Consider the following 21,570-nt stretch of genomic DNA (forward strand, 5'->3'; position numbering starts at 1 on the left):
TCATAAAAAGCGATACAATGCGCAGCACACTGTGCTGGCTGGCGGCGTTTTATGTGCGCCTGATGCGTGCCACAGGACGTTGGCGCACCAAAGGTGGTGACCATCCGGCCCACTACCTGACAGAAGGCAAACCGTTTATTGTTGCCTTCTGGCATCAACGTCTTTTGATGATGCCCTATACTTGGCGATCTGTCGGTGGTGATCGCCCGTTTAACATGCTGATTTCATCGCATCGTGACGGGGAAATCATTTCTCGGACGATTGCGCGCTTTGATATCAAAACCATCGCCGGATCGACCGGCAAGGGCAAAGGCGGTGCCGCGGCCCTGCGCCAGATTCTAAAGGCGCTGAAAGCCGGCGAAGTTGTTGGCATGACGCCGGATGGGCCGCGCGGCCCGCGCATGCGGGCATCCGACGGGATCATTCAGGCCGCCCGCATGGCAGGTGTTCCGATTTTCCCGCTGACCTATTCGGCCTCCAACCGCAAGGTCATTCAAAGTTGGGATCGCTTCATTTTACCCCTGCCCTTTTCACGCGGTGTTTTTCACTGGGGCGATCCGATTTTTGTCGACCGCAAGCTTGATGACGAAGGCATGGAAGCCAAACGGATCGAGCTTGAAAACGCCCTGACCAGGCTCACCCAGGAAACCGATCGTGAACTTGGTCTTGCGGTGATCCCGCCTGCTGCGCCCGATGAACTGCCCAAGCAAAAGCGATCTGCCATCGCGGCGGGGGAAACCGGGTCATGAGCCTGTTTTACGCCTATCGCGCGGCAACCCGCCTGCTTGGTCCGGCGCTAAACCTTTATCTGAACCGTCGCAAGAACCGCGGCAAGGAAGATGCCGGGCGGATCGGTGAACGCTTTGGTCATCCGGGTGCTACCCGTCCCAAAGGACATCTGGTCTGGATTCACGGGGCCAGTGTGGGAGAATCCCTCTCAGTCTTGCCGGTGATTGATGAAATCCGTCGTCTTTATCCGTCGGCATCCATTCTGGTGACGACCGGCACGGTCACGTCCGCCACCATGATGCATGCCCGCCTGCCCAAGGGCGTCATTCACCAGTTCGTCCCGATTGACCGTCAGGTTTGTGTCGCGCGTTTCCTCCATCACTGGAAACCTGATGTCGCGCTTTGGCTTGAAAGTGATTTCTGGCCAAACCTTCTGACCAAGGCCAAGAAGGCCGGTGTCAGCCTTGCATTGCTCAATGGGCGCATTTCGGAAAAAAGCTTTAAGGGATACTCACGCTATCCGTCTTTTATCCGGCCGGTTATTTCTGCGTTTGACCTGATCCTGACCCAAAGCGGTGACGAAACCACGCGATTTGAAAGCCTCGGTGCGACATCGGTCCGGGCTGTTGGCAATCTTAAATTTGCTGCCCCGCCGCTACCTGCCGATGAGGCTGATCTGGCCAAGCTTCAGGAACAGATTGGTCATCGTCCGGTCTGGCTCGCCTCAAGCACGTTTAAGGGCGAAGAACATATTGCCGGCGACGTGCACAAAAAACTCGCCCGCGATCATAGCGGCGTGCTGACCATCATCGTGCCGCGCCACCCGGATCGGGCCGACGATATTGAATCCGATCTGGTCGCACAGGGCCTGCAGGTATCACGCCGAAGCCTTGGCCACGACATCACACCGGGTACTGATGTTTATCTTGCCGATACCATGGGTGAACTTGGCCTGTTTTATCGTACCGCGCCGATCGTCTTTATGGGCAAAACCCTGTCTGCGGGTGGCGGTCAAAACCCGCTGGAACCAGCACGATTGAACTGCGCCATTTTGCACGGCCCGGATATGAGCAACTTTGCCGCCATCAGCACCGAAATGCTGGCAAACGGAGCCTGCCGCCCGGTGACCGATGCGGATGACCTTGCAAGACAGGTTGCCGCCCTGCTTCGCGATCCTGAGTCCGCCAGAAAAATCGCCAAAGCCGCACTTGATTACGCAAACTCCAAGGCCGAAGTGCTCGATCGAACGCTTGATGCCCTGCGCCCGTTGTTGGCGCAAAAGGGCATCAAGGAGGCCCGTGATGCGTGATCCGCAATTCTGGCAGCATGACGGCGTCATTCCCAAACTTCTAAGCCCGCTGTCCGCAGCCTGGCGGGCGGGTACCTGCTTTCGCAAACTGACAACCACGCCGCGCCATCCCGGCTGCCCGGTTTTCTGCGTCGGCAATTTTACCGTCGGGGGCGCGGGCAAAACCCCGACTGCGGTCGCACTGTACAATCTTCTGACGAACCTTGGCCGCACACCGCATTTCGTCAGCCGCGGCCATGGCGGATCGCTTGAAGGTCCGCACCGCGTCAATCCGGGCGTTGATACCGCGGACAAAGTCGGCGATGAACCACTTTTGCTCGCCCAGCATGGCCCGGCGTGGATTTCACGCAACCGTGCCCTTGGCGCCGAAATGGCGGTTGATGCCGGTGCCAATGCGATCATTCTTGATGACGGACTGCAAAATCCAACCCTGATCAAGGATTGCAGTTTCGCTGTGATCGACAGCAACTATGGTATTGGCAATGGCCGCGTCATGCCCGCAGGTCCAATGCGCGAACCCCTGATCAGCGGGCTCGAAAAAGTGCGTGCCATCATTCTGATCGGCGACAAGACACCCGACTTCATCACGCGCCTTCCGGCTTCCGTTCCGGTGTTGCGCGCATCGATCGAGGCGATCAACGCGGGTGATTTCAATCAATCCCGCGTTCTGGCTTTTGCCGGGATTGGCCAACCGTCGAAATTCTATGACAGCCTGCAAAAGGCTGGCGCGCAAATCATCCAGACACGTGATTTTTCAGATCATCACCCCTTTACGGTGCAAGAGCTTGGCGATCTGCGTGCCGAGGCAGAAAAGCTTGATGCCAGACTTGTCACCACGCAAAAGGATCTGATGCGCTTGCCATTACAGGACCGGGACGGCATAAGCAGTCTCGACATTCGTCTGGTGTTCGAGGCACCAGATCAGCTCGCAAAGATTGTGACATCAGTACTTGCCGATGGATAAGAACAGCCAACTTTACAAAATGCGCCAGAAATACATCTCCCACCCGCTTCAGGGTTTTGGGGCCTATCTGGTCTACTGGATGTTTGCCCTGATGCCCGTTGACATGGCATCGGCGGTTGGCGGTTGGCTTATGCGTACCCTGGGGCCCAGAGTCGGTCAGACGAAAAAGGCACGCAACAATCTGGTTGCGGCGTTCCCGGAAAAATCCCCCGAAGAGATCGACAAGATCATTGTTGGCATGTGGGAAAATCTTGGCCGTTCGGCTGCCGAAATTCCCCATCTGCACAAAATGCGCCCGGGTGGACCGCGCATTGAAATCGTTGGCATTGAAAATGGCCTTGCCACCAAGACCGATGACAAACCCGGCCTGTTCTTTTCCGGTCACATCGGCAACTGGGAAGTTGCGATGTGCATCGCCGAGGCGCTTGATATGGAGATGATGAGTGTCTATCGGGCGCCGGATAATCCCTGGGTAGAAGGCCTGTTCATGCGGGCCCGCAAAATGTTTAAAGGCCAACTGGTCAAGAAAGGCCCGGATGGTGCGCGAAAACTAACCCGCTATCTGAAGAATGGTGGCCACGCCTGTATGCTGGTCGATCAAAAGATGACAGATGGTATCGCCGTGCCGTTTTTTGGCCGGGATGCGATGACAGCCCCGGCACTGGCACAGTTTGCCCTTAAATACGATGCGCCAATCATTCCCATTCGTTCAGAACGCCTGAATGGTGCGCATTTCCGTGTGACGTTCTATCCACCACTGGAGATTCCCAAAACAGGCGACCGGCACGCCGATATTCTGGCTACCATGACCGAGGTCAACGCTGTCATGGAAAAGTGGATCCGCGAACGCCCCGAACAATGGCTTTGGCTGCATCGCCGTTGGCCGAAGTAAATCCGACTGGCGTTTTGATCGGGCATTAACCGAATAGGAACCCTGTTGGCGCAGACTGGCATTTCGTCCGCTGTCGAACGAGTCTTCGGAGCCCGCCTTTTTGCGCCGCTTGCTGATCATTTTCTGTCTTATTCTGGCCGGCTCGATCTTTGTCGTCTGGCCGACAATGGCGCTTGATCAGGACGACACGACCATTCGTGAAACGGCACGCGATATCCGGTTGCGAATTTCCGAGCTTGATCAGCAGCTCAAGGAACATCTGAAGCGTGCCCTTGAAGAATTCGGCAGTCGGCAAGTCGAATGCACCTCTGATCAACCCCGAAAATCATTGTCGCAATGCATCGAAGAAGATGCGCGCGATCTGACGCGAACAACCATCACAATCGCCTCGTCCGGGAAGGATGATAAAAACCTTCTTGATGATCTGGCCGACACCGAAGAACGGTTTGCCCTTTTCACCCGCGAGATGAACAAAACCAATGACCTTCTGGCACGCGCAGGTGCAAGGCTTTATCTCAACAGTCTTGATGTCGCGCCGGAAATGGACCAGTTGCGCCGTGATGTGATTGTCTTTGTCGAACGCAAGCAGGCCTATGAACTGCGCACCAAACAGGCGCTTCTGATCGCAACGGTTGCCATCATTCTGATCGCAATCTTTTCACTGATCTTCGCCGTTATTCAGCGGTTCAGATAAGGCCGTCAGTAATGTGGGACGATCAAACGATGATCTGATGACCATTGCGTCGCCCATCCCCGGTCGCCGAAAGCATGTCGCCCGCCTGATTGACTTTGGCCGCGTGCACCCCGCCAAAGAACATGTCCTCGCAATCCCAGCGCTGTTGATTGCCAAGGCTGAGCCCATCAAGCAAAGCGTCATCAAATCCGGGTTCGACCGACAACAGTTCATCTTCGACATGCATGCGTGGTGCCGCAATCGCCCCGTGCAGGGTCATGTCAAAAGCATCGATATTGAGTAACACCTGAAGCATGGTGGACCGGATCCGGTTTGACCCGCCAGAACCAAGTGCTACTGACGCCCCGTCGTCGCCCAGATACAGGGCTGGTGTCATCATCGATGTCATCCGAACTCCGCAGGGCCAGTTATGAAAACCATCCGGCGACAAATCGGCTTCACCGAGCATATTGTTCATCATGATCCCGGTGCCGGGCACGACCCGGCCCGATGTGGAACCATTTGAAATCGTCGCCGCGGCAAGATTGCCATGCTGATCAACGACCGAAATATGAGTTGTGCCGTTCTGACTAAGCGGGCGTTCGCCAATCATCATACGATACCGTTCACACAGCTCGTCAGCCAGGATCGCCGGGCGCGCACCATATTCCCCGCGCGCCAAACCAGTGGCGTGAATGATCCGCGACACCGCTTCAAGATGGCGTTCCGAGCCAAAGGCCCCCAACGCCATTTCCCGCGCAAGCTTAAGACCAAAACCGACCAGAACCCCACCCGATGCCGGTGGCGGGTTAAGCACAAACCGCCCCTTGCGCCCGGACACCAGCAACGGATCACGCAGAAGCACCCGATAGCCCGCCAGATCCCGTACCGTCAGATAACCGCCATGGTCCGCACATCCCAGCACAAGCGCCTTGCCAAGGTCGCCTTGATAAAATCCCTCTGCTCCGTTCTCGACCAGATAGTTAATGCTTTCTGCCAGGTCGGGTTGCCGATGAAGCACACCGGCATCAAGCAGTTCAAATTCATCCGCACCGGTTTTGCCTGTTTTGCCAAACACCTTCCGGCTTTCGGCACAAAAGCCCAGAAGCGGTTCGACAATCCCCATCACATAGCGCTGAAACGCATCAAGTTCGACGCCATCGCGCGCCGCAAGGATTGCTGGCTCCGCCAGTTTTGCCATCGGCAGCTTGGCAAGATCGTCATGGACAGCAAAAAGCCCCGCCACCACGCCCGGTGTCGCCACCGAACCATAGCCACCATGGAATTCCTGGGTTACACCACCGGCAAAAGTCGCAAGGCGGCTTTCAAATTCAAGATTTTCACGTGATCGTTTTTCAAGCGGCGTTTCAACAAAGAAATCATACAACCGTGGCGGTTGCCCGGAAGGACGCGCCATGACAAACCCGCCGCCGCCAAGCGATGCCAGAACCGGCTCCGCCACACAGGCCGCCCACATCGCGGCAATCACCGCGTCAAAGGCGTTGCCACCCTCGTCAAGCACACGGGCCGCCGCATCTGCGGTAACGGCATGTCCTGCGGCAACGGCCCCGTGGGTTTTCATGATCTTTGTTCCGCTCAGTTATTGGCGTTTGCCGTCTTGCGTGCTTCTTCCATCGGTGGCACCAGCAACTGCGCATCAACCCGTGCCGCCCCGACATTGACCCGCCAATCCAGATGCGGCCCGGTCGCACGACCTGATTCACCGATTTTGCCGATCAAATCGCCCTGTTTAACGACGTCGCCGACCTGCACATCAATTTCCGACAGATGCAAAAACGCCGACACCACACCAAGCCCATGATCGATAAACAGTGTCGCACCGGAAAAATACATATCGGGATGCGCCAGCGTCACAATTCCATCCGCCGGGGCAACAACCGGGCTTCCGGTCGGAAGGGCAATATCAACGCCCCAATGCGGTGCACGCGGTTCGCCATTCAGAATGCGTTGTGATCCATAAACACCGCTGATCGGGCCAACAGCGGGCCAGATAAAGCCGCTTTCCAGGAAATTCTCGGTAAACCGTTCGGTGCGCGCTTCGCGGGCCTGACGTGAATCATCCTGAATGCGGCTGATAACTTCCGGATCAGGCGTGACCATTTTGGGTGCCAGCCCGTCAATCCGTTGAACGTTGAATTCGCGATCACCGATCTCGTAACTGAACACCTCGACACTGCCATCGGCATGCCGGATGCTGAGCCGTGCCGGGCCTTCGTAATCGCGCGGGAACCCCAAAACAAAACGGCCATCGGGTGCGATGGTATCAATCGCCTCGTCATCCAGTAGGACTTCCGACCCGGCATCGGTTTGCCCAAACACAATCCCGCCCTGAACAAACTGCCCCTGATAGGTCGGCTCGGCCGCCTGAACGGAAAGACTAACCGCCAAAAGGCCCGCTGCGGCCAGCATGCCAGAAATGGTCATACGCATTACAGTAGGCTCCCTTGTCTGTCATCGTCTTTGGGGCTTGGATTTTTCTTCTTCGCCGGTTTGGGTTTGGCGGTTTTTTCGGGCGCGGATATGGCGGCATTTTGATCTGAGATGGTAGCGCTATCATCCTTACCCTGCGCTGGCTTTGATGTCGCAACACCTTCACCCGCCGTCACCGGGGTAATGCCATCGCCCATCTCAAGATCATAGGTCTGACCTGTGACGAGATCGGACGATTTACCAACAAGATTGCCGTCCCCGTCGCGCACCACCGCAAACCCGCGTTTCAGCACATTGCGATAGGAATAGCTTTCCAAAAGCCGGTCATAGCGGTCAAGTCCCTCTGCCTCGCGGTTAAGCGTATTTCGAACCGCCCCCTGCAAACGCGCGCCAAGATCAATGATCTGTTTGTCGGCACGTGCGATATCACGCTTGGCGTCACTGGGCCGAAGGCCAGCCGCAGCACGATCAAGGCGCGATTGCTGCATCTGAAGCGCGGATTTCATCGCACCATCCAGACGAAGCGCCGCATTTTCCAGACGCCCGCGCTTTTCCGAAAGCTGTTCACGCGGGCTGACCAGTCGGGCACTCGCCTCGTTCAACCGTGCGCGGGCTTGTTGCGTGACATTGACGGCGGCGCGCGGCAATCGATCTGCCCAGTTATCAAGGGTCTGACTGCGTTCCTCGAGCATGCGTTTGGGATCGCCAAGCCCACGGGCCAGACTTTCAAGCGCCGTTTTCTTCTCAACGCCCAAACGCCGGACGGCTTGCGCCAGACGAAGACCATCTTCCTCGACCTGACCAATCAGTTCGACGCGGACCGGCACGGCCTTTTCCGCCGCCCCGGTGGGCGTCGGCGCACGCAGATCAGATACAAAATCGATCAGGGTGGTGTCAGTTTCATGGCCGACAGCCGAAATTACCGGAATATCAGACTCGGCCACCGCACGGGCAACGATTTCCTCGTTAAACGACCACAAATCTTCAAGCGACCCGCCACCGCGCGCAACGATCAGAACATCCGGGCGCGGAATCTGGCCATAGGGCAAAAGATTGTTAAAGCCCCGCACGGCCTCGGCCACCTGCTCAGCCGCCCCCTGCCCCTGAACAAGTACTGGCCACAACAAAACCCGGCGCGGAAAACGATCGCGCAGGCGGTGCATGATATCGCGGATCACGGCACCCGTGGGCGATGTGACAATGCCGATAACATCGGGCAGGAACGGGATCGGCTTTTTGCGTTCGGGATCAAAAAGCCCCTCGGCGGCGAGTTTCTTTTTGCGTTCTTCCAGAAGCTTTAACAGCGCGCCTTCGCCCGCGACTTCCATCGTCTCGATGACGATCTGGTATTTTGATCGGCCCGGAAATGTCGTCAGGCGCCCGGTAACGATGACTTCCATGCCGTCTTCGGGGACAAGGCCAAGCTTGGCTGCCTGCCCGCGCCAGCAGACGCCATCAATCACCGCCTTGTCGTCTTTCAGCGCAAGGTACATGTGCCCGCTGCTGGCGCGCTTGAACCCGGAAATTTCGCCGCGCACCCGCACGAACGAAAACGCATCCTCCACGGTCCGCTTCAGCGCGTTTGACAGGTCGGAAACCGAAAATTCGGGCGCATTTCCCGATTTTACAGGCGTTTCGGGAACCGGGGCATAAGGGTCGAACAAATCTTGCGTCATCAAGGGTACTTTATGCTAAAAGCCCGCCTAATAATTTTGCGGGGTGGCAATTGGGTCTAGCCTAGTTCATCGCGCATGGACCATCAAGCAATCGGACAAGTCGAAGGATAAAGTCATGAAGGTTCTGGTCGTTGGCGGCGGCGGACGTGAACACGCATTGTGCTGGGCAATTGCGCGCAGCCCGCGCATTTCCAAACTGTGGTGTGCACCGGGCAATGCCGGTATCGCGGATTCGGCCGAATGCGTTGCGATTTCCGACGGCGACATTGATGGTCTGGTGAAATTTGCCAAGGACAACGCGGTTGATCTGGTCGTTGTCGGCCCCGAAGCCCCGCTGGTAGCAGGCCTTGTCGATGCACTGGATGCCGAGGGCATCAAATCATTCGGCTGTTCCAAGGCAGCCGCCCAGCTTGAAGGCTCCAAGGGCTTCATGAAGGACATGGTGGCAAAGTTCGGTGTGCCGACCGCTGCCTATGGCCGTTTTACCGATCCCAAGGACGCCAAGACGTTTGTCGAAAAGCAGGGCGCACCGATTGTGGTCAAGACCGATGGTCTGGCCGCGGGCAAGGGTGTGACCATTTGTATGACAAATGACGAAGCCTTTGCCGCGATTGAAGAATGCATGGTTGGCGGCAAGTTTGGCGATGCTGGTGCGGAAATCGTGATCGAGGAATTCCTCAAAGGTGAGGAAGCCTCATTTTTTGCTGTTTGTGATGGCGAAAACGTCATTCCGCTGGTCGCAGCCCAGGATCACAAGGCCGTTGGCGAAGGCGATACCGGCCCGAATACGGGCGGCATGGGGGCCTATTCCCCGGCCCCGGTCTTTACCGATGCGGTCGAAGCCAAGGTCATGGATCAGATCATTATCCCGACCGTCAAGGGCATGGCCAACGAAGGCCACCCGTTCAAGGGCGTTTTGTTTGCTGGCTTGATGATTGACGATGCGGGCAACCCGAAGCTGATCGAATACAACATTCGGTTTGGCGACCCGGAATGTCAGGTGCTGATGACGCGTTTGAAATCAGACGTGCTTGATATCCTTGAGGGTGCTGCCACCGGCACGCTCGATAAAGTCAAACCCGAATGGCACGATGAAACCGCCATGGTCGTTGTCATGGCCGCCAAGGGGTATCCGGGGTCTTATGAAAAAGGGACCGAGATCAAAAACGTTCCAGCGGCGGACGCCATGGATAAGGTCAAGGTCCTGCATGCCGGTACCAAGATGGATGGCGACAAACTGGTTGCGACCGGTGGCCGCGTTCTTGGTGTGACCGCGCGCGGTGCGACGGTGACCGAAACCCAGAAACGCGCCTATGAGGCGGTTGATGCAATTGATTGGGATGGTGGTTTCTGCCGCCGCGATATCGGCTGGCGTGCGGTTGCCCGCGAACAGGGCTAAGCACCAAGAAGTCCCAGATGCTGAAAGCAAAGGACCGGGTTACGCAACCCGGTCTTTTTTTATGGCCAAAGATTTCTGGTTCCCGGCGTGATAGCGGATGTGACAGCGGCCCTGATCATCAATTTCGATATCGGCGGCAACCCCAAAAACATCGCGCAGGTTTTGCGATGTCAAAATCTGTTCGGGCGTGCCAAGCGCGATCAGCTTGCCACCATCCATCATCGCAATCCGGTCACAAAACATCGCCGCATGGTTTAGATCATGGAGGGCGGCCACCACGGTGACCGGCAGTGCGCGCACCAGTTCCAGCAGGCCCAGTTGATGATGGATATCAAGATGGTTGGTCGGCTCATCAAGCAACAGGAAGTCCGGCTGCTGGGCCAAGGCACGGGCGATGTGAACGCGCTGCTTTTCACCGCCCGAAAGCGTATGCCACATCCGATCCGCGAACGGTCCCATTTCAACACTGGCAAGGGCTTCGCACACGATGGCGTCGTCGTGCCCTGACCATGGTGACAGCAAACTAAGGTACGGCGTTCGACCAAGCGCGACGGCATCGCGCACGGTAATGCGGTCGATGGTGTCGGCCTGTTGTTCGACAAAGCCGATATGACGGGCAAGGTTGCGCCGACCGATTTTCTTCATCGGTTGGTCCCCCAGCAATGCCTGCCCGGTCGACGGGGCACGAATGCCACCAAGCACCGACATCATACTGGTTTTGCCAGATCCGTTTGGCCCGATGACTCCCAAAAACTCGCCACGTGTCACCCGAAGCGACACGTCGCTGATGATCTTTTTGAATCCGGCATTCCAGCCGACATTGCGTAATTCAAGGCTCATCGCAACACCCGCCCATGACACAGGATGATCGCAAAGGCCGGTGCACCGATCAGGGCCGTGATCACCCCGATGGGCAGGACCTGACCATCAAGAATGATGCGCGATACAATATCAGCCGCGACAAGGAACACCGCCCCGATCAGGGCGGAGGCCGGTAACAGAAAGCCATGCCGTGTCCCGACAAAGAACCGCGCGGCATGGGGAATGACCAGCCCGACAAAGCCGATGGATCCGACAATACTGACCATCACCGCGGTCATCGAGGCAGCAATGGCAATCAACACCACATAAACCCGGCGCACAGGCACACCAAGGGACGCTGCCGATTCCACGCCAAAGGTAAAGGCATCCAGCGCCCGCGAATACCAAAGGCAAACCAACAAGCCGATAACGGCAACCGGCAGGGCAAGATAGACATCGGGCCAACGCACGCCACTTAGATTTCCAAGCAACCAGAACATCACCCCGCGTGCCTCGTCCGCCGTGGCGGCCTTGGTCACGATGAAGGACGTCAACGCGTTAAACAGTTGCGATCCGGCAACCCCGGCCAGAATGATCGCACCTGCCCCGCGTCCGGCCGGAATGGCCAAAAGCGCAACAAACCCGAACGCCACCAGCGCGCCGACAAAGGCGCCAAGCGACAGGGAAACCATGCCCGCGCCAAACCCCAGAATGGCGACACTGACCGCACCGGTCGATGCCCCGGCCGATATGCCCAGCAAGTAAGGATCCGCGAGACTATTGCGCAAAAGCGCCTGCAACACTGCGCCCGATAGCGCAAGGGACGCCCCGCAGGCCGCCGCCACCATGGCGCGCGATATTCGGTAATTCCAGATGATCCCGGCATCAATCGGATCAACGTCATAGCCCGCCTGCCAAAGATGATTGGCAATGGTCTGAAACACGGTGCCAAGGGGAATGTGCGTTTCCCCCTTGGCTGCCGCCATCGCGATGACGCCAACAAGCAAAACCAGGGCGCCAAGACTGACACCGGCCCGCACAAGATATGCCCGCCCCGCCAGCGATTGCCGAGGTGGCTGAACCGGCTGCTGCACTGGCGTTGTTTCAAACATTGAATTCTCCGGGCATATCAGGTGCCTTTGGCAGTGCAGGTCAGTTCGAAGCGCTCAGTCGTTCGACGGCTTCGGCAAGTGTTTCAATACCATTGATCAGGCGGATGGTCGGATCCATCGACTGGGCGTCCATCACCACGATATTGCCATTGCGCACCGCCTTCATCTGACTTACGACCGGATCGGTTTTCAGGAAATCCACCTTGACTTGCCAGTCATCAGCCGGAAAACGCCGACGGCCCATCTTGCCAATCACGATGATATCAGGGTCGGCGCGCGCAATGGTTTCCCAGCCAACGGTCGGCCATTCTTCATTGCTGTCGATGATGTTGCGAACACCAAGTTTACCGGCGATATAGCCCGCCGCACCGTTTTTGCCGGCCACATAGGGATCACTGTTGATTTCCGGGCTGGAAAACCAGAAGACGGCGGAAACATTGTCATGGCCGCTTGCCGTCACACGTTCCAATGAGTTCGCCTGACGTTCCTTCAGGCTGGCAATCAGCGCCTCGCCGCGATCTTCGACATCAAAAATCTGCGCCAGATCGGAAATCTCGCGATAAATCAGATCCATGGTGAAGCCTTCATGGCGAACGCCGTCACCGCCACCGGCATTGTCCTTGCCCACACAATCAGCAGGTGCGGTGTAGACCGGAATGGACAATTCGTTGAACTGCTCGGTGGTGCCGACGGTGCCCTTGGGCCCGACATGCCACTGATACTGGGTGGCAACCAGTTGCGGCTTTTGCGCGACAACGGTTTCGAACCCCGGATCATTGTCGGCCAGACGCGGCACAGATGCATTCACATCCTTGAATTCATCCATCACCGGACCGAACCAGACCCCCGTACCCTTGACCTTGTCGGCCAGGCCCAACGAATAAAGAATTTCGGTCGTGCTTTGGCCCAGCGACACCACGCGATCGGGGGCCGCATCAAATTGCAACACAGTGCCGCAATTCTCGATACTGAGCGGATATTCGGTTGCGGACGCAAATGAAACAGATGAAATAAGACCAGCGGCAAACACCCCGACCGCCAGTACACGTTTATCGTGATTGATCACTTTTAGTTCCCTCTTGCTGATGGGCTGATCCGGGACCGTTTTGGATGATCCAGTTTCAACACATCGTCAAATGTTATGTTATAACATAACATCACTTTTGCTACTGTCAATGGACTGGCAAAAGTGTCAGGAGATGGCGGAAGATGCCGGCCTTAAAGCTTAGAAAACCTGGGCTAAACTGTTGGGCCAAGACACGTACCGACATTCTCCGGGGCACCCCGCCCGGTCCGTCGTCTTCGTGTCGGCAGGTCTCCTGGCTTACGGGTCAACACATTTTCCCTGGCCTTCCCAGGTTGATCCCAGTGGCATTGGTCAGAAAAATGCTCGCCGCCTACAGTTGCGGGGGCAGCTTCGGTTAATGAGCCAATATTCGGCCCATCTCGAATTCCCTTTATCCGATATTCGGATACCGACACGTCACGGTTAGATTAAACCAAAAACACGGTCAAGGAAATTGGCAGACCACCAGCGGCATTAACGCCAAGGCTCCATGCATAAAACGCAATTGATACGACCTTGAATTTGCCATGTTTCATCCCGATTACCTCCACACTGCCGGGTATGCTTTCCCGACACCTCAAACCACAGGAATGTGATGAACATGACGACTTCTGTTGAACGCAGACGCTTTTTGAAATCCATCGCGGCAGCCGGTCTTATCCTGCCGGGAATGTCGATCTATCAGCATGCTTTGGCAGATGTCGACGGCCTTGATCTGGGTTCGGCACAGCCGTTTGATTTTGCCGATCTGATTGCACGCGCCAAATCCATGGCCGCATCGGCCTACGAGCCGCCCGTTGCGCCAAACCCGGAAATTGTCGGCAAGATTGATTACGACACCCATGGCAAGCTGCATTACAAACGCGACCATTCGCCGTTTTCCGACGGATCGGGCACCTATCCGCTGACCTTTTTCCATCTGGGTATGTATTTCGCCAAACCGGTGCATATGTATCTTCTGGAAAACGGACAGGCACGCGAAGTGATCTATAAGCCCGATTACTTTGACATGCCCGAAGACAGCATTGCCCGCCAGCTGCCCGCCAATAGCGGCTTTGCCGGTTTCCGCCTGCATGAAAATCAGGCGCGCGATGACTGGAAAACCCAGGACTGGGCGGCGTTTCTTGGCGCATCGTACTTCCGCGCCATTGGCGATGAAGGCCAGTATGGCTTGTCGGCACGTGGCATTGCGGTCAATACGGCGACCTCGGTTCCCGAAGAATTCCCCGATTTCCGTCAATTCTTTATCGAACCGGCCAAAAACCCCGAAGATCCGGTGACGGTCTATGCCCTGCTGGATGGCCCCAGCATCACGGGTGCTTATAAATTCCTGCTTTATCGCGGCGAAGGCGTCACGATGGATGTCGAAAAACATCTGTTTTTGCGCCGTGACATCGAACGGCTTGGCATCGCACCGCTAACCAGCATGTTCTGGTATTCCGAACAGAACAAATCGTTCCGCTTTGACTGGCGCCCCGAAGTGCATGACAGCGATGGGCTGGAGCTTTGGACCGGTGGCGGCGAACGCATCTGGCGACAGCTGAACAACCCTGAAACCATCCGCGCATCGGCCTTTGGTGACAACAACCCGCGTGGTTTCGGTCTGATGCAGCGCGATCGCGATGTGAAAAACTATCTGGATGGTGTGCGTTATCACCGCCGCCCCAGCCTGTGGGTCGAACCGCAGGGCCAGTGGAATGACGGCGCGGTTCAGTTGATCGAAATCCCGACCGACGATGAAATCCACGATAACATTGCCGCCTTCTGGGTCCCGAATGGCCCGGCCAAGGCTGGCAATTCTTATCAATTCAAATACCGGCTTTACTGGCAGGCCCATAACCCGTTCCCGGTCAAGGAACTGGCAACCGCCACCGCAACCCGCATGGGCCGCGGCGGGGAGCCAGGCACCAACCGACCCAAGGACGAAATCAAGTTTTCGGTCGAGTTCGAGGGTGAGGTTCTGGGAACGCTTGCATACGGTGAATTCCCCGAAGTGGTTGTGACATCCTCGCGCGGGGAGATTGTCCGCACCAAGATCGAACCGATCATGGATACCCGCATCTGGCGGGCGGCCTTTGACCTTAAGGCGGCGGGCAATGATCCGGTTGACCTGCGCATGTATCTGAAACGCGGTGACGGCCCCTTAAGTGAAACCTGGATGTTCCAGCATTTGCCGGCACTGGGTAATCAGCAACAGGGTTAGGGTTAATGCGGGGCCATATCGGCAGACTGGCTGGCCCCGCCCTGCCCAAGGATCGACATCACATCGCGGATTGGCGGTGCGCCAAACATCCGGGCATATTCACGGCTGAACTGTGACGCGCTTTCATACCCGACCGCGTAGGCCGCCGATGCGGCATCCTTCATTTCGGCCAGCATGATCTGACGCGCTGTGGTCAGGCGGAGCCGCTTTTGGTACTGAAGCGGGCTCATGGCTGTCACCTGCTTGAAGTGGTGATGGAATGAAGACGTGCTCATATTGGCGCGATTTGCCAGGTCTTCCACCTTAAGCGGCTTGTCGAAATTATCCTTGATCAGTTGAAGCGCTGCCGAGATCCGCTGCATGTTGCTGCCGCCGATGGCAAGCCCCGCAATCGCCGCCCCCTTGGCGGTACATAACAAGCGGTAATGCACTTCGCGCATCAAAAGCGGCAACATCACCGGCACATCATCGGGACGATCAAGCAGCTCAACCACCCGCAAGACAGCATCGGTCAGGCTTTCGGTTGTCTTTTCGACAAAAAGCCCGCGTGTACTTTCGCCGTCTGCGCCCATCTTGATATCCATATTGGCAACAAGTTCGCCCAGGATCTTCGCATCCAGATCAAGTGACAGGCTGCGATATGGCGCATCCTCGGCCGCGAGCGTCACATGGCCAACAAGTGGCAAATCGACCGATGCCGCCAGCAGTTGGCCGGGCTCATAGCGATAAAGCTCATCCCCCAGCGTGACTTCCTTTGCGCCCGAGATAATCAGACACAGGCAAGGCTTGTAGATCGTCGGCACCTTAAGGGTGGGTCCTGTTGACCGGAACATCCAGACCGGCTCAACAGCCGTGCGTACCGCACCGTCGGCCTCGCAGTATTTGTCAATCAAGCTACACAGCTTCTGATAGCTATCCATCGCAAAACCCTTTGTTTTCCATAGCCCCACTATACACGCGCCTTCACACGGACAAAGCACTCAATCTCGGATTTGGAGGATTAGGCAATCCAATTCGAGTTCTGTGTATTCAACAATCGGGGATTTATCGACAGAGTAAGCGCCACGAACAAACACCGACACACCAAACCAAGGAGCATGTCATGTCGAACCCGATCAACCATGTCGAAAACAAAACCGTTATCATCACCGGGGCCAGCAGCGGCATTGGCGAAGCCACCGCCCGCCTTCTTGCATCCCGCGGGGCGAATGTGGTTCTTGGCGCACGCCGCACAGAACGCCTTGATCAGCTTGCCACCGAAATCGAAGCTGCCGGCGGTCGTGCCATGGCCCGTTCGGTGGATGTCACCAATGCCGATAGCGTCGAGGCACTGGTTTACAACGCAAAGAACCTTTATGGCCGTGTGGATGCGATCTTCAACAATGCTGGCGTGATGCCGCTTGCCCCGATGTCGGCACTGAAAACCGACGAATGGGACAACATGATCGACGTCAATATTCGTGGTGTTTTGAACGGCATTGCGGCTGTCCTGCCACTGTTCAAGGAGCAAGGTGCTGGTCACGTGATCAATACCGCGTCGATTGCGGCACATGTCGTTGTACCGAGTGCGGCAGTTTATTGTGGCACCAAATATGCCGTCTGGGCGATTTCCGAAGGCCTGCGTCAGGAAAGCACCAATGTCCGTGTCACCACCATTTCACCGGGCGTGGTCGAGACCGAACTGGGCCACGATATTTCCGATCCGAACAGCAAGGAGCTTCTGACCCAGTTCCGCCAGATCGCCCTTACCCCCGATGCCATTGCGCGTGCTGTGCTTTATGCCCTTGATCAGCCAGCAGATGTCGACATCAACGAAGTCATCGTCCGTCCGGCGGCATCGGCGTTCTGATGAAGATCATTCTGCAATCCTTGTGTTTTCTTTCCGTGCTGGTGGTGTTCGCATCACCAGCATGGCCCCAGCAGGAGGCCGGTATGAACAAAAGTGCTGAAATCGCCCCGCACCCGTATGTCGGGATGTGGGTGACCAAGGATGGTCATATCCGCCAGGAACTGCGTGCCGACGGCCGCTATGACGAGGCCCGAGGTACACGCCAGTCGGCCTATCAGGGCGACTATCAGGTTTCAGGCAATTACATCACCTATCAGGATGACACCGGTTTTACCGCCGATGGCTATTTTGAAAACGACGTCCTGTATCACGGTGGCATGGTGATGTTCCGTGAAGTGCCGGAAAACTAAATTCGGACGTCCCCCAACCGAACAATCAAATGCCTAGCGCAAGCTGCCAAAGAAATCCTTCAGAAGCTTTGCCGCCTCGACCTCGCCAATGCCGCCATAGACTTCCGGACGGTGATGGCAGCTTGTGCTTTCAAACACGCGCGGGCCGTGATCAACGCCACCACCCTTGGGGTCATAGGCCCCGAAATAAACCCGGCGCAGACGGGCAAATGAAATGGCGGTTGCGCACATCGGGCACGGTTCAAGCGTGACATACAGATCGCAATTGGGCAGACGTGGTTCGCCCTTGGCCCCGGCAGCGGCCCGGATCACCAGAATTTCGGCGTGGGCCGTCGGATCGTTCATTTCCTCGGTCAGGTTTCCGGCCCGTGCCAAAACCTCCCCGGTATCGGCATCGACCAGAACGGCACCGACGGGCACCTCGCCACGACGGGCGGCGGCGCGGGCTTCTTCAAGGGCCATATCCATATAGCTGTCTGCACTCATGATCTTTCCATCCCGCTTGTACCGTGTGACAAAAACGTCCTGCGCAACGGCTGTTTTTACTGCATTTTAGGGTGTGTTGGCTCACAGTGCCAGCACGCAGATGATCTGGCACGCGATGATCATCCACGTGGAAATCAGACCAATCTTTGTCTGGTTGCGCAGAACGCATAGACTATCAGCGTGAATTGCCGTTGCCCTTAAAAGGTTACACAGGTAGTTTCCGCCAAACTTAATTCGCCATTTCATCACCAGCACCAAGGTCCATCCAACATGACCACGCGCAAGCCGATCATTGGTATCACACTCGATTCCGAAGAACCGGGGGGCTATTCCAAATTCCCGTGGTATGCGCTGCGTGAAAACTATGCCGGTGCGGTGACCGAGGCGGGTGGCATTCCGATGCCTTTGCCCCACGAGGTGGAACTGGTGCCCGATCTGCTTGATCTGATTGACGGGCTGGTCGTGACCGGTGGCGCGTTTGACGTGGACCCAAGCCTGTTTGGTGCGACGGAAAAGCACGACACGGTTGTCACCAAGGATCGGCGCACCAAATTTGAATGGGCGATGGCCGACGGCGCGCTTAAGCGCGACATGCCGGTTCTGGGCATTTGCGGTGGCCAGCAGCTTTTGAACGTTATTCTAGGCGGGTCGCTGATCCAGCATATCCCGGACACAGTTGAAAACTGCCTGCCCCACGAACAGCCCAACCCGCGCAACGAGCCCGGCCATGATGTCACGGTCGAACCGAATACGCTTCTGGCCAAGATCGTTGGCGATGTGAAAAGTCTTTCGGTCAATTCCGCCCACCATCAGGCGGTGGCGGGTGTTGGCCCGGATGTGATCATCAATTCTTATGCGCCAGATGGCGTGATCGAGGGGATTGAGCATCCGAAATATCGTTATTGTCTCGGGGTCCAGTGGCATCCCGAATTCCATATCAGTTCGGGCGATGCGAAGATTTTCGACGCCCTGATTTCCGAGGCCCGCAAATGAGCGACAAGAACACCACCCCGGATGACAACAAGCCCGAACGCATTGCCAAGCGCATTGCGCGATCTGGTGTTTGTTCCAGGCGTGATGCCGAACGCATGATTGCCGAGGGGCTTGTGCGCCTGAATGGCAAGAAGCTTGATACCCCGGCCGTCACCGTCACCGACGAAGATGAAATCATCGTCGATGGCAAGCCGCTGCCGGAAAAGGAAAAGCCGCGTCTTTGGCGCCTGTTTAAAAAGCGCGGTCTGGTCACCAGCCACCGCGATGAACAGGGCCGCGACACGGTGTTTGAACATCTGCCAAGTTATGTGCCGCGCGTGATTTCGGTTGGGCGACTTGATCTCAACTCCGAAGGGTTGCTGTTGCTGACCAATGACGGGGAGCTCGCCCGTTATCTTGAACTGCCTGCCACCGGCTGGGCGCGGCGTTATCGCGTGCGCGTGCATGGGCAAATTGACCCGGCCAAGCTTAAACAGCTTGAAGACGGTGTCACGGTCGACGGGATCAATTATGGTTCCATCCAGGCCGAGGTTGACGTTCAGAAAGGTACCAATGCCTGGATGACGGTCACACTTCGTGAAGGCAAGAACCGTGAAATCCGTCGTGTGATGGAACATCTTGGCTGGCCGGTCACGCGCCTGATGCGTGTTTCTTATGGCCCGTTCCAGTTGGGCAATCTGGCGCCTGGCGAGTGCGAGGAAATTACCGGCAAGGTGATGAAAGAACAGCTCGCTGCGTTCTTTAAGGGCGACTATTCCAAGGTTTCCGAAAAGAAATCGGTTGCCCGTGGTGGCACATCGCGTCCGAAGGCCCCGCGCACCGTGTTTGGCCAACCAGCCCAGCGCAAACGCCCACAAGGTGGCCCGAACGCCGCCGCCCAGAATGCCGAGGCCGACGAACAGCGTGAAACCCGCGAACGTCCGGCTAGTGGTGCTGCACGGAAAGGCCCGCGCATCGGGGCTGCCCCGCGTGCCGGTGGCCGTGGCAAACCGGCTTCTGGCGGGGATCGCCAGGAACGTGATATGCGCGAAGAACGCGGATCATCACGCCCGACCAACAAGGGCCGTGGCCGTTACAGTGCCGAAGGTAAAGCTTCCGGTGGACGTGACGGCGGTCGCGACGGCGGTCGTGATGGCGGACGGGGTACTGGTGGCCGCGAAGGCAAACCGGGCTTCATCGAAGGGCGCGGTCGTGGAAAGCCATCCGGCAAACCATCGGGAAAACCTGCGGGTCGTTCCGGCGATACCACACATAGTGCGCCCGGCCGCAAGCCGTCCGGTAACCGTCCGCGCGGCAAGAAGGACTAAGTTGAATGCGGATTGTCGGTGGCACCCATCGTGGCAGGCTTCTGAACGCACCGGAAGGACGCGATACGCGCCCGACCCTTGATCGGGTGCGCGAAGCCCTGTTTAGCATCCTGTCGCACGCATCGCGCTGGTATGAGGATGACTTCAACCCGCTTTATGATGGCGTGATCCTTGATGCCTTTGCCGGGTCCGGTGCGCTTGGGCTTGAAGCCATTTCACGCGGGGCGGAGCGCGCAGTGTTCTTTGACAATGACCGCAAGGCGATTGCGATCATCGAACAAAACATCGACACCCTTCGCATTGCCGATCAGGCAAGTGCACGACGTGCCGATGCCACCAAACCCCCGCGCGCAAACACACCGGCCAGCATGGTGTTTCTCGATCCGCCCTATGGCAAAGACCTGATCGATCCCAGCATCACGGCCCTGGCCCAGGCCGGGTGGATTGATGATAACACCCTGATTGTTGCCGAACGCGATCCGCGCGATCCGGAAGTCGCGCTTGACGATTTTTATCTGTGCGACAGTCGCAAATATGGCCGCTGCCAGATTGATATCGGGCGTTTTATCGCCTGATTGCAGCAAAGCTGCCCGTCAGCGTATTCTGTGATAGATTTGGCTACCTGCACTACCGGTTGATCGTCATGAAACGTCTGTCCAATAGTTCACCAGACAAGGATTTTGGTCGCCTTTTGCGCCAGTGGCGGCGCACAAGCGACATCAAACAATCGCGTCTGGCCGATATTCTGGGCGTGACGCAGGCAACCGTTTCACGGTGGGAAAACGGCGCGCAAAGCCCGGCCCCGCTGCAATATGGCCTTATCCATCAAATGATGACGCGCAAACGCAATTTCCGCCTTGATCAGGCGATCAAACGGCTGGTTTTGCATTCATCACAGCGTGTCCACCTGATCGAAGACAGATCACACCGTCTTCTTTGTTTGTCGCGACCGCGCGAAAACGAATGGCAACGTGACAGTACGCCGCTGCTGGGCACCTCGCTGTGGTGCTTTGCGACCCCGGAAATCGCATCAGCAGAAAAAAGCCTGCATGACCTTGGCTGGCACGAGGATCAGACCGATCACCTGACCTTTGAAAACTCCCGCCGGGAGGGCGCACCGCTGCGGATTGTCGATACCTATATCCTTTGGGAACGGTTTTTCCTGTCTGATGGCACGGCAGTGCGCCTGACCACCGGGTTTGATCAGAAGCCGGTTCACATCTGATACGGATCATCTGCGCATATTTCATACGTGGCATTCTTATCAGAATATCGGTAATCAGTCCCTGCAAGTGCACCGATCCTGCCCC

The 21,570-nt window shown here is 57.0% G+C and carries 21 protein-coding genes and 1 riboswitch; of the genes, 13 read left to right on the forward strand and 8 right to left on the reverse strand.

Annotated features, from left to right (window positions below; genetic code table 11):
- Positions 1–17 precede the first annotated feature (17 nt).
- The 5 genes from AC5Q5A_RS07820 to AC5Q5A_RS07840 all read left to right on the forward strand — a co-directional run bounded on the left by AC5Q5A_RS07820 (position 18) and on the right by AC5Q5A_RS07840 (position 4,588).
- Positions 18–749: a lysophospholipid acyltransferase family protein gene (locus AC5Q5A_RS07820; protein ID WP_064782158.1), complete on the forward strand. Its 732-nt coding sequence runs from the start codon at positions 18–20 to the stop codon at positions 747–749.
- Positions 746–2,038: a 3-deoxy-D-manno-octulosonic acid transferase gene (locus tag AC5Q5A_RS07825; protein ID WP_493894885.1), complete on the forward strand. Its 1,293-nt coding sequence runs from the start codon at positions 746–748 to the stop codon at positions 2,036–2,038. Before AC5Q5A_RS07820 ends, AC5Q5A_RS07825 begins: the two co-directional genes overlap by 4 nt.
- Complete coding sequence (lpxK, locus tag AC5Q5A_RS07830) at positions 2,031–3,002, forward strand: tetraacyldisaccharide 4'-kinase (protein ID WP_493894886.1); 972 nt, start codon at positions 2,031–2,033, stop codon at positions 3,000–3,002. Before AC5Q5A_RS07825 ends, lpxK begins: the two co-directional genes overlap by 8 nt.
- Positions 2,995–3,894 (forward strand): LpxL/LpxP family acyltransferase, encoded by a 900-nt coding sequence (locus AC5Q5A_RS07835; RefSeq protein WP_493894887.1) that lies wholly within the window; start codon positions 2,995–2,997, stop codon positions 3,892–3,894. The genes lpxK and AC5Q5A_RS07835 overlap by 8 nt, the downstream gene beginning before the upstream one ends.
- 100 nt (positions 3,895–3,994) lie before the next feature.
- Positions 3,995–4,588, forward strand: a complete 594-nt coding sequence (locus tag AC5Q5A_RS07840; protein WP_197146798.1) for a hypothetical protein — start codon at positions 3,995–3,997, stop codon at positions 4,586–4,588.
- Positions 4,589–4,610: 22 nt separating this feature from the next.
- Here the strand turns inward: AC5Q5A_RS07840 and AC5Q5A_RS07845 are convergent, their stop codons facing one another.
- Genes AC5Q5A_RS07845 through xseA form a run of 3 tightly spaced genes read right to left on the reverse strand, consistent with a single transcriptional unit; the run spans position 4,611 to position 8,694 of the window.
- Entirely contained in the window at positions 4,611–6,149 is a 1,539-nt protein-coding gene (locus AC5Q5A_RS07845; RefSeq protein WP_493894888.1) for a gamma-glutamyltransferase family protein, read from the reverse strand.
- A gap of 14 nt (positions 6,150–6,163) precedes the next feature.
- Positions 6,164–7,018, reverse strand: a complete 855-nt coding sequence (locus tag AC5Q5A_RS07850) for a M23 family metallopeptidase (RefSeq protein WP_493894889.1) — start codon at positions 7,016–7,018, stop codon at positions 6,164–6,166.
- Positions 7,018–8,694 (reverse strand): exodeoxyribonuclease VII large subunit, encoded by a 1,677-nt coding sequence (gene xseA, locus AC5Q5A_RS07855; protein ID WP_493894890.1) that lies wholly within the window; start codon positions 8,692–8,694, stop codon positions 7,018–7,020. Before xseA ends, AC5Q5A_RS07850 begins: the two co-directional genes overlap by 1 nt.
- Positions 8,695–8,809: 115 nt before the next feature.
- Here xseA and purD point away from each other — a divergent pair, with 115 nt between their 5' ends.
- The gene (purD, locus tag AC5Q5A_RS07860) at positions 8,810–10,093 is read left to right on the forward strand and encodes a phosphoribosylamine--glycine ligase (protein ID WP_493894891.1); all 1,284 of its coding nucleotides are present in this window, start codon (positions 8,810–8,812) and stop codon (positions 10,091–10,093) included.
- 39 nt (positions 10,094–10,132) lie between these two features.
- On the opposite strand, the gene AC5Q5A_RS07865 is transcribed toward purD, so the two are convergent.
- From AC5Q5A_RS07865 to AC5Q5A_RS07875, 3 genes are read right to left on the reverse strand one after another with little or no spacing between them, the layout of a single operon-like run.
- Entirely contained in the window at positions 10,133–10,933 is an 801-nt protein-coding gene (locus AC5Q5A_RS07865) for an ABC transporter ATP-binding protein (protein WP_493894892.1), read from the reverse strand.
- Complete coding sequence (locus AC5Q5A_RS07870) at positions 10,930–12,006, reverse strand: FecCD family ABC transporter permease (RefSeq protein WP_287450817.1); 1,077 nt, start codon at positions 12,004–12,006, stop codon at positions 10,930–10,932. The genes AC5Q5A_RS07865 and AC5Q5A_RS07870 overlap by 4 nt, the downstream gene beginning before the upstream one ends.
- Positions 12,007–12,046: 40 nt before the next feature.
- A complete protein-coding gene (locus tag AC5Q5A_RS07875; RefSeq protein ID WP_493894893.1) occupies positions 12,047–13,072 on the reverse strand; it encodes an ABC transporter substrate-binding protein in 1,026 nt (341 codons plus the stop codon).
- Positions 13,073–13,298: 226 nt separating this feature from the next.
- Positions 13,299–13,501, reverse strand: a riboswitch (cobalamin riboswitch).
- 172 nt (positions 13,502–13,673) lie between these two features.
- Between AC5Q5A_RS07875 and AC5Q5A_RS07880 the strand changes: the two genes are divergently transcribed.
- Positions 13,674–15,275 carry an OpgD/OpgG family glucan biosynthesis protein gene (locus AC5Q5A_RS07880; protein ID WP_493894894.1) on the forward strand — a complete coding sequence of 534 codons (1,602 nt, stop codon included), beginning with the start codon at positions 13,674–13,676 and terminating at the stop codon, positions 15,273–15,275.
- Between the two features lie 2 nt (positions 15,276–15,277).
- Here the strand turns inward: AC5Q5A_RS07880 and AC5Q5A_RS07885 are convergent, their stop codons facing one another.
- Positions 15,278–16,195, reverse strand: coding sequence for an AraC family transcriptional regulator (locus AC5Q5A_RS07885; protein ID WP_493894895.1), 918 nt, complete (start codon positions 16,193–16,195; stop codon positions 15,278–15,280).
- Between the two features lie 182 nt (positions 16,196–16,377).
- On the opposite strand from AC5Q5A_RS07885, the gene AC5Q5A_RS07890 reads away from it, so the two are divergent.
- Together AC5Q5A_RS07890 and AC5Q5A_RS07895 are read left to right on the forward strand one after the other, a co-directional pair.
- Entirely contained in the window at positions 16,378–17,124 is a 747-nt protein-coding gene (locus AC5Q5A_RS07890) for an SDR family oxidoreductase (protein WP_493894896.1), read from the forward strand.
- 83 nt (positions 17,125–17,207) lie between these two features.
- On the forward strand, positions 17,208–17,474 hold the full coding sequence (locus AC5Q5A_RS07895) for an Atu4866 domain-containing protein (RefSeq protein WP_238538722.1): 267 nt from the start codon (positions 17,208–17,210) through the stop codon (positions 17,472–17,474).
- 33 nt (positions 17,475–17,507) lie between these two features.
- Here the strand turns inward: AC5Q5A_RS07895 and AC5Q5A_RS07900 are convergent, their stop codons facing one another.
- Positions 17,508–17,960, reverse strand: coding sequence for a nucleoside deaminase (locus AC5Q5A_RS07900; RefSeq protein WP_297121981.1), 453 nt, complete (start codon positions 17,958–17,960; stop codon positions 17,508–17,510).
- Positions 17,961–18,230: 270 nt separating this feature from the next.
- On the opposite strand from AC5Q5A_RS07900, the gene AC5Q5A_RS07905 reads away from it, so the two are divergent.
- The 4 genes from AC5Q5A_RS07905 (at position 18,231) to AC5Q5A_RS07920 (ending at position 21,485) form a co-directional block, all read left to right on the forward strand.
- Positions 18,231–18,953, forward strand: a complete 723-nt coding sequence (locus tag AC5Q5A_RS07905; RefSeq protein WP_493894897.1) for a gamma-glutamyl-gamma-aminobutyrate hydrolase family protein — start codon at positions 18,231–18,233, stop codon at positions 18,951–18,953.
- Complete coding sequence (locus tag AC5Q5A_RS07910; RefSeq protein ID WP_493894898.1) at positions 18,950–20,260, forward strand: pseudouridine synthase; 1,311 nt, start codon at positions 18,950–18,952, stop codon at positions 20,258–20,260. Before AC5Q5A_RS07905 ends, AC5Q5A_RS07910 begins: the two co-directional genes overlap by 4 nt.
- A gap of 5 nt (positions 20,261–20,265) precedes the next feature.
- On the forward strand, positions 20,266–20,835 hold the full coding sequence (gene rsmD / locus AC5Q5A_RS07915) for a 16S rRNA (guanine(966)-N(2))-methyltransferase RsmD (RefSeq protein WP_493894899.1): 570 nt from the start codon (positions 20,266–20,268) through the stop codon (positions 20,833–20,835).
- A 68-nt stretch (positions 20,836–20,903) separates the two neighbouring features.
- Positions 20,904–21,485, forward strand: a complete 582-nt coding sequence (locus AC5Q5A_RS07920) for a helix-turn-helix domain-containing protein (protein ID WP_493894900.1) — start codon at positions 20,904–20,906, stop codon at positions 21,483–21,485.
- Positions 21,486–21,570: the final 85 nt, after the last annotated feature.

Source organism: Thalassospira sp. CA1, assembly GCF_059052855.1.